Raw genomic sequence first — 6,238 nt, 5'->3', positions numbered from 1 at the left:
GATGTGCGGCGTCGGCGTTCCGGTCAGCCGTCCGAGTTCGACGATCGCACCGATGAGGGCCTCGACCTCGAGGCCGCGCCCCGCCTCGACGTCCTGCAGCATCGAGGTCTTGTGGGGTCCGACGGCCTCCGCACCGGCGATTCGCTTTTCGATCGTGTGGCGGAACGTGATGCCGAGCTTGTTCGCGATCGCCTGTGACTCTTCCATCATGCGGGCGGCAAGCTCGCGCGTAAGTGGGAACTTGCAAATCCCTTCGAGCGTGCCATGCGTCAACGCCGAGATCGGATTGAACGAAAGATTGCCCCACGCCTTGAGCCAGATCTCGGCGCGAATATTGTCGAGCACGAACGATTTGAAGCCCGCGGCGATCAAGGTCTGCTGGATCATCTGAACCCGATTGCTGGTACTTCCGTCGAGCTCTCCCACGGGAAACCGGTCCCCCTCGACATGCTTGATGACGCCGGGGCCTGCGACTTCGCCGGCGGGATAGACGACGCAGCCGACGATGCGGTCGGGCTCGATATTCGCGTCAATCGAGCCGTCGGGATCGACGCTTGCGAGACGCTTGCCGTCGAAAGGACCACCATGCTTGTGGAAATACCACCACGGTATGCCGTTCTGCACGGTCATGACGATGGTGTCCCGGCCGAAGAGTTTCCGCAGGCCCGGTGCGATCGCCGGTATCTGATGCGCCTTGACGGCGACGACCACGAGGTCCTGCGGCCCCGCTTCGGCCATGTTCTCGGTCGCCCTGGCACCCTTCGCGATGAGAGTCTCCCCGCCATGCATGAGAAGCGTCAGACCGTTCTTGTTGATCGCTTCCCGATGGCCGGGGTGCATTTCGATGAAGGTGACGCTTTCGCCCGCAAGGGCCATCCTGCCGCCGAGCAGGCCGCCGATCGCACCGGCGCCGACCACGCAAATTCTCATCGCCATGGAAAATTCCTCCCGTTGGGCTCGCCGTTCGCCGGCGGGTTTTTCAGCTCGTTCAGTCGACGCGGTTGACGAGGCTGCCGATGCCGTCGATCGCGATTTCGACGGTGCTCCCGGGCTTCATCGAGCCTGCCCCGACCGAGGTGCCGCACGCGATCACGTCGCCGGGTAAAAGCGTCATGTCGCGGGAGATCAGGCTTACGAGCCGGTAGGGTCGGAAAAACATGTCCGCGACGGGATAGTTTTGGCGCTCGTCCCCGTTGAGGATCGTTCGGACGACGAGCGTATCGGGATCGAGCCCGGTTGCGATCACGGGACCGAACACGCCGAACGTGTCGAAGCTCTTGGCGCGAGTCCATTGCTGGAAGGAGGAGTCCTTGTTCAAGAGATCGAACGCGGTCACGTCGTTCACGCAGGTGTAGCCGAAAATGCAGGCCGGCGCCTCCGCCTCGGTGATGGCGACGGCACGCCTGCCGATCACGATTCCAAGCTCGCCCTCGTAAAGGACCTTTCCGTCATAGCCACGCGGCCGTCGGATCGGCATCCCCGCCGGATGAAAGGCCGTCTGCGCCTTGAGGAAATAGAGCGGCTCTTCCGGGGTCTTGAAATTGAACTTGGCGGCAAGCGCGCGGAAATTGTTCCAGAGGCACACCATCTTGCTCGGCGTGCAGGGTATGGAGAGTTCGACCGCCGCGAGCGGCACCATCCTGCCCGTCGGCTTCGCACGATCGAACATGACGCCCTCATGGACCGCGATCGTCTCACCGTCGAGCGTGCCGAACCCGGACTTCCCACCCTCCACGAAGCGGATCCACCGCGCCATCGTTTCCCTCCCCTAAGTTATTTTATTCACTTCCAATTTCAATTTGGAAATGATTTTCATGTTTCGAATGATCGCCGATCTTGGCGGAAGCCGCAATGGGGAAAGAAACGGAAACGGATGTCGCGCATGTTGCCTGCAGATCGCGCAATTCTTCGCAGCATCCTGGCCTTGAAGGCTGATATGTCTTGGGGCGAACGTTCGGGATGGCTCCACAGGCACGTGCACACACGGCGTGAAATTCCTATGGAATTTTTAGTCGCGGTCGCCCTATGACCCGACTGTTCATTCTGCTGTCATGGATTCGGCATAGGACTGGATTGCTCACGCTCCGGCAATCCATCAGCCCAACGAAAAAAGAGGGGTAGGGCGCCATGAACGAGAAAAAGAAGTGTCACAGGCCGATCCAGACGGGCGTTCCACCGGCTGCAGGGCTTCTGTTGGCCGCGGCAATGCTCGCGCCGGGCGCCGGCGCGCGCGCCGACGAGATCCTCTACGACGAGGAGGGGACCAAGGTCAGCGCCAGCTTCACGGGGGTGGTCGGGGTGTTCGGCGTCGGCAACGCCGATTTCGGTGCGGGCGACTTCAACACGCCCAACAACTCGAGCGTGCGCAACACGGAACGGGTTTGGGTGGAAACCTCGATCAAGCCGGCACTCGCGGCCGAGACGCCACTCTGGGATTACGGCACGGGCTATTCGCTCTTCAGCTTCGTGGCGCAAGGGACGCGCGGCAATGGCGACGCCGTGTCCTCGCTCCCGCAATACGCCCTGCGCTCGACCACGGGCAATCAGCCAACCCATATCCAGCTCGAGGATGGGATGGTGGGCTGGCGCTCGGGCGATACGTTCAAGGACGCCCTTGGCACCGACGCCGTCGACGTGTCCTACGGCAATCAATCCTTTCTCGTGGGCGATGGGCTCGTGATCGGCTCGGGCATCTTCAATGCCTTCGGCCGCGGCGCCTTTTATACTTCGCTCAACAACGACTTCGGGCGCACGGCGATCGTGAAGCTCAATCCCGACGGCGTCCCAGTGCGCGCAAATTTCTTCAAGCTCGAGGACCGGGTCGACCAGGACCTCTTGCAGGACTCCGACCAGCCCAAGGCCAAGCTCGCGGGCTTCAATGCCGAGTGGTACCGGGCCGGGGAAAAGAAAGAGGGCGACGAAGCGCCACCGCCCGACGTGTGGACGCTCGGGCTCTTGTACTTCAACATCTACGACGCCGACAGCACGTCGAGCGCAAGCCCCACGGGCGCCTTCAGCTTCACGCCGACGAGTACCGCCGCTTCGCTTGCGGAAGGGGCTAATCGCAACGGCCTCAACGTCTACAGCTTCCGTGCCGCGGGCTCCTTCTTCGAATTCGACCGGGACATCATGTTCTATGGAGAATATGTCGGTCAGCAGAACGGCAACACCGACCGCCGCGTCGACGCCCATGCCTGGTACGTCGAGCCGGGCTACAAATTCTCGGATGTCGACTGGACGCCCCAGGTGGCCTTCCGCTACGCGCAATTCAGCGGCGAATCGGACCCGAACGGCCACGTAAAGCATTCCTACGACTCGCTCTTCTACACGGCCGGTCCGCGCGGCTACGGGAGCTGGTATCTGGGCGAAATTTACGGATGGTACCTCGGCACGCCGAGCAACATCGACGTTGTGATGGCAAGCGTTACCGTGTCACCCCTCGACACGCTCAACGCGGGCGTCATCTTTTACGACTTCCGCTTCGACCAAACGGCGCAATTCAACAACCCGAGCATCACGAACGACCACGCGCTCGACGAGGTCGATGTCTATGCGATCTGGTCGCCCGAGAAGTGGCTCTCGATCTCGAGCGTGCTTGGCTTTGGCGTCCCCGGCGAGGGCTTCAAGCAGGCGGCTGCCTCGTTCGTGGCGGCGAACGGTCCCCCCGGCCGCACGGTCGGCAACACGATCGTGCTCGGTGAAATCGTCGCGACCGTCAAGTTCTAAAGCGCCACGACTGTCCAGTTCGGGCTTTCACGCGCGCTCAATGCGACCCTACGCGACGTCTCAACGCCCTTAATATCGTCATCGCCGTGCTTGTCACGGCAATCCAAGTACTTTTTCCGCGATCGGATCGGCGTATATGGCCGAGACTCGGCCCGCGCGCGAAGGCGCGCTTTTTTGCGTAACGCAAAGAAGCGGGCGAAGCCCGCGCGCGAAGGCGCGCTTTTTTGCGTGACGCAAAGAAGCGGGCGAAGCCCGCACGCAAAGGTGCGCTGTTATGCGTGGTGCAAAGAAGCGGGCGAAGCCCGCTACCGGCCCGGTCATGACGAAATAAGGGACAGTATGTGGGATTTCCACTTTCAAGGCCGCCCAACCGTTCAGCCGCGCTGGCACGGTGCCGCAGGGCTGGGCAGCCCTGGCAGCTCTATGAAATATAAGTTAGTTTCAGCGGATGTCGTGGCTGTTGTAAGGAAATCTTCGGGATGCCGTCGGTCGAACATATCGCTTAGGCGATTTGGGCTTATAAATGCATCGCGTACTCGTTGTGGAAGACGATCCGGAGACTGCCGAGCAGCTCGTCGCGTGCTTGCGAACCGGCGGGTACGAGATCGAACTGGCCGAGAGCGGGGAGGTCGCACTCGAGCGTTGCCGTGCAAGAGAATATGCCGTGATGACGGTCGATCGAATGCTGCCGGGCATCGACGGCCTCGAGGTCGTCCTCCGCCTGCGTGAGGAGGGGGTTGCGATTCCGACCCTCATCATCAGCGCGCTTGGCGAGGTCGACGACAAGGTTCGCGGCCTCCGCGCCGGTGGGGACGACTATCTTGTCAAGCCTTTCGCATTTCCGGAAATGCTCGCGCGGGTCGACGCGCTCGCGCGGCGCAGCGCTTATGTGCTGAAGGAAACTGTGCTCCGGATCGGGGATCTCGAAATGGACCTCCTCTCGCGCGCCGTGCGGCGCGCCGGGCGGGATGTCGAACTGCTGCCGCGCGAGTTCAAGCTTCTCGAATACCTCGTGCGCAATGCCGATACGGTCGTGCCGCGGTCCATGCTGCTCGCCCATGTCTGGGATTTGCACTTCGATCCCATGACGAACATCATCGATGTCTATGTCGGACGCCTGCGCCGCAAGGTCGATGACGGCGCGGCCTATCCATTGATCCATACGGTGCGCGGCGTGGGGTTCTGCCTCCGTGCTCCTGCGTAAGACACTTCACTCGTCGACTCTGCGTCTTGCGATCCTCTGCGTCCTGCTGTTCGGGGTCGGCATTCTCGGCCTTTTCGGCTACGCGTACTGGCAGGCCGCCGAATACGTGATGGGGCAGTCGGACAGCGCCATCCGGCATGAATTGGACGCCTTGATCCACGTTCACGAAACCCGGGGTACCCCGGGTTTGGCGCGGGCGATCGGCGAGCTGATGGCGAACGATCTGGGCGAGGGCATATTCCTGCTGATCGACCCGACCGGCGCCTATGTGTCGGGCAATTTGAAGACATGGCCCGAGGCATTTTCGGGCCCGGCGGGCATCGGCGAAGTCAGGTCGGTGACGCCACCTTCGGAGGGCTCCAAGCCTCGCGTCTTCCGTGCGAGCTATCGCGTCTTGCCGGATGGCTATCGGCTTCTCGTCGGCAAGGACATCGACGACGACGACCGCTTCGCCCATGCGATCGGAACGTCGCTTGCTTTCGGCGTGGCGCTTCTCATCGTCTTTGCCGCCATTGCCGGCGTGAGCGTAAGCCGGCGCACGGTCTCGCGCATCGAGGCCGTCAACGCGATGAGTCGCGAGATCATGGAAGCAAACCTCTCGCGTCGCATTCCGCTGCGGGGGACTCATGACGAATGGGACCAGCTCGCCTCCAATTTGAACGCGATGCTCGACCGCATTCAAGAACTTGTGCGCGGCATTCGCCAGGTTTCAGACGGAATCGCGCACGATCTGCGGACCCCGCTTACGCGCATTCATGGACGCTTGGAGGGGGCACTCCACCGCCCGCCCACCCTTGAGGGCTATCACACACTACTCGCCTCGACCATCGGCGATATCGACGTGGTTCTTCGCACGTTTTCCGCACTGCTGCGCATTTCGCGCATCGAGTCCGGCCATCGCAACGAGACCCTTCGGCCCGTGGATTTGTCGGAGACCGCGAGCGGAGTCGTCGATCTCTTCGATGCCGCCGCGGAGGAGCGGGGCGGTAGCATCAATTTCGTGGGGGCGCCCGGCGTTGTCGTCTTGGGCGATCGCGATCTGCTCTTCGACGCCTTATCGAACCTTGTCGACAACGCGATCAAATACGGTGGGATGGGCGGGGGTGTCGTCGTCGAGGTCAGCGGCGATGGGAACGGCCCTCGCGTGGTCGTGAGCGATCGCGGCGACGGCATTCCGGCCGAAGCGCGCGAGCGCGTGCTCGAACGATTCTATCGCCTCGAGTGCCACCGCGGGACGCCGGGCAGCGGATTGGGCCTCAGCCTCGTTGCCGCCGTCGCCCAGCTTCACGACGCCCAATTCACCCTCTC

General features: G+C 62.3%; 5 protein-coding genes. 3 read left to right on the top strand and 2 right to left on the bottom strand.

Translation table 11 applies throughout. The features are described 5' to 3' along the window. Together VEJ16_15010 and VEJ16_15005 are read right to left on the bottom strand one after the other, a co-directional pair. Window positions 1–930, bottom strand: a 930-nt coding sequence (locus tag VEJ16_15010; protein ID HYB10975.1) for a 2-dehydropantoate 2-reductase, incomplete at its 3' end; no start/stop codon positions are given. Window positions 931–988: 58 nt separating this feature from the next. After that, window positions 989–1,756, bottom strand: coding sequence for a fumarylacetoacetate hydrolase family protein (locus VEJ16_15005; protein HYB10974.1), 768 nt, complete (start codon window positions 1,754–1,756; stop codon window positions 989–991). A gap of 371 nt (window positions 1,757–2,127) precedes the next feature. On the opposite strand from VEJ16_15005, the gene VEJ16_15000 reads away from it, so the two are divergent. From VEJ16_15000 to VEJ16_14990, 3 genes are all read left to right on the top strand, one after another. Next, window positions 2,128–3,726 (top strand): alginate export family protein, encoded by a 1,599-nt coding sequence (locus VEJ16_15000; GenBank protein HYB10973.1) that lies wholly within the window; start codon window positions 2,128–2,130, stop codon window positions 3,724–3,726. A 523-nt stretch (window positions 3,727–4,249) separates the two neighbouring features. Continuing rightward, complete coding sequence (locus tag VEJ16_14995) at window positions 4,250–4,930, top strand: response regulator transcription factor (protein HYB10972.1); 681 nt, start codon at window positions 4,250–4,252, stop codon at window positions 4,928–4,930. Further along, window positions 4,917–6,238: ATP-binding protein (locus VEJ16_14990; protein ID HYB10971.1), on the top strand; the 1,322-nt coding region annotated here is incomplete at its 3' end. The genes VEJ16_14995 and VEJ16_14990, both read left to right, overlap by 14 nt.

Source organism: Alphaproteobacteria bacterium (assembly GCA_035625915.1).
Taxonomy (GTDB): Bacteria; Pseudomonadota; Alphaproteobacteria; order JACZXZ01; family JACZXZ01; genus DATDHA01.
This window is presented reverse-complemented; position numbering and strand designations above follow the sequence as displayed.

Bases quoted from the DNA above. Each gene is read 5' to 3' on its own strand.
- VEJ16_15005 (HYB10974.1), bottom strand. From the start codon at position 1,756: ATGGCGCGGTGGATCCGCTTCGTGGAGGGTGGGAAGTCCGGGTTCGGC.
- VEJ16_15000 (HYB10973.1), top strand. From the start codon at position 2,128: ATGAACGAGAAAAAGAAGTGTCACAGGCCGATCCAGACGGGCGTTCCA.
- VEJ16_14995 (HYB10972.1), top strand. From the start codon at position 4,250: ATGCATCGCGTACTCGTTGTGGAAGACGATCCGGAGACTGCCGAGCAG.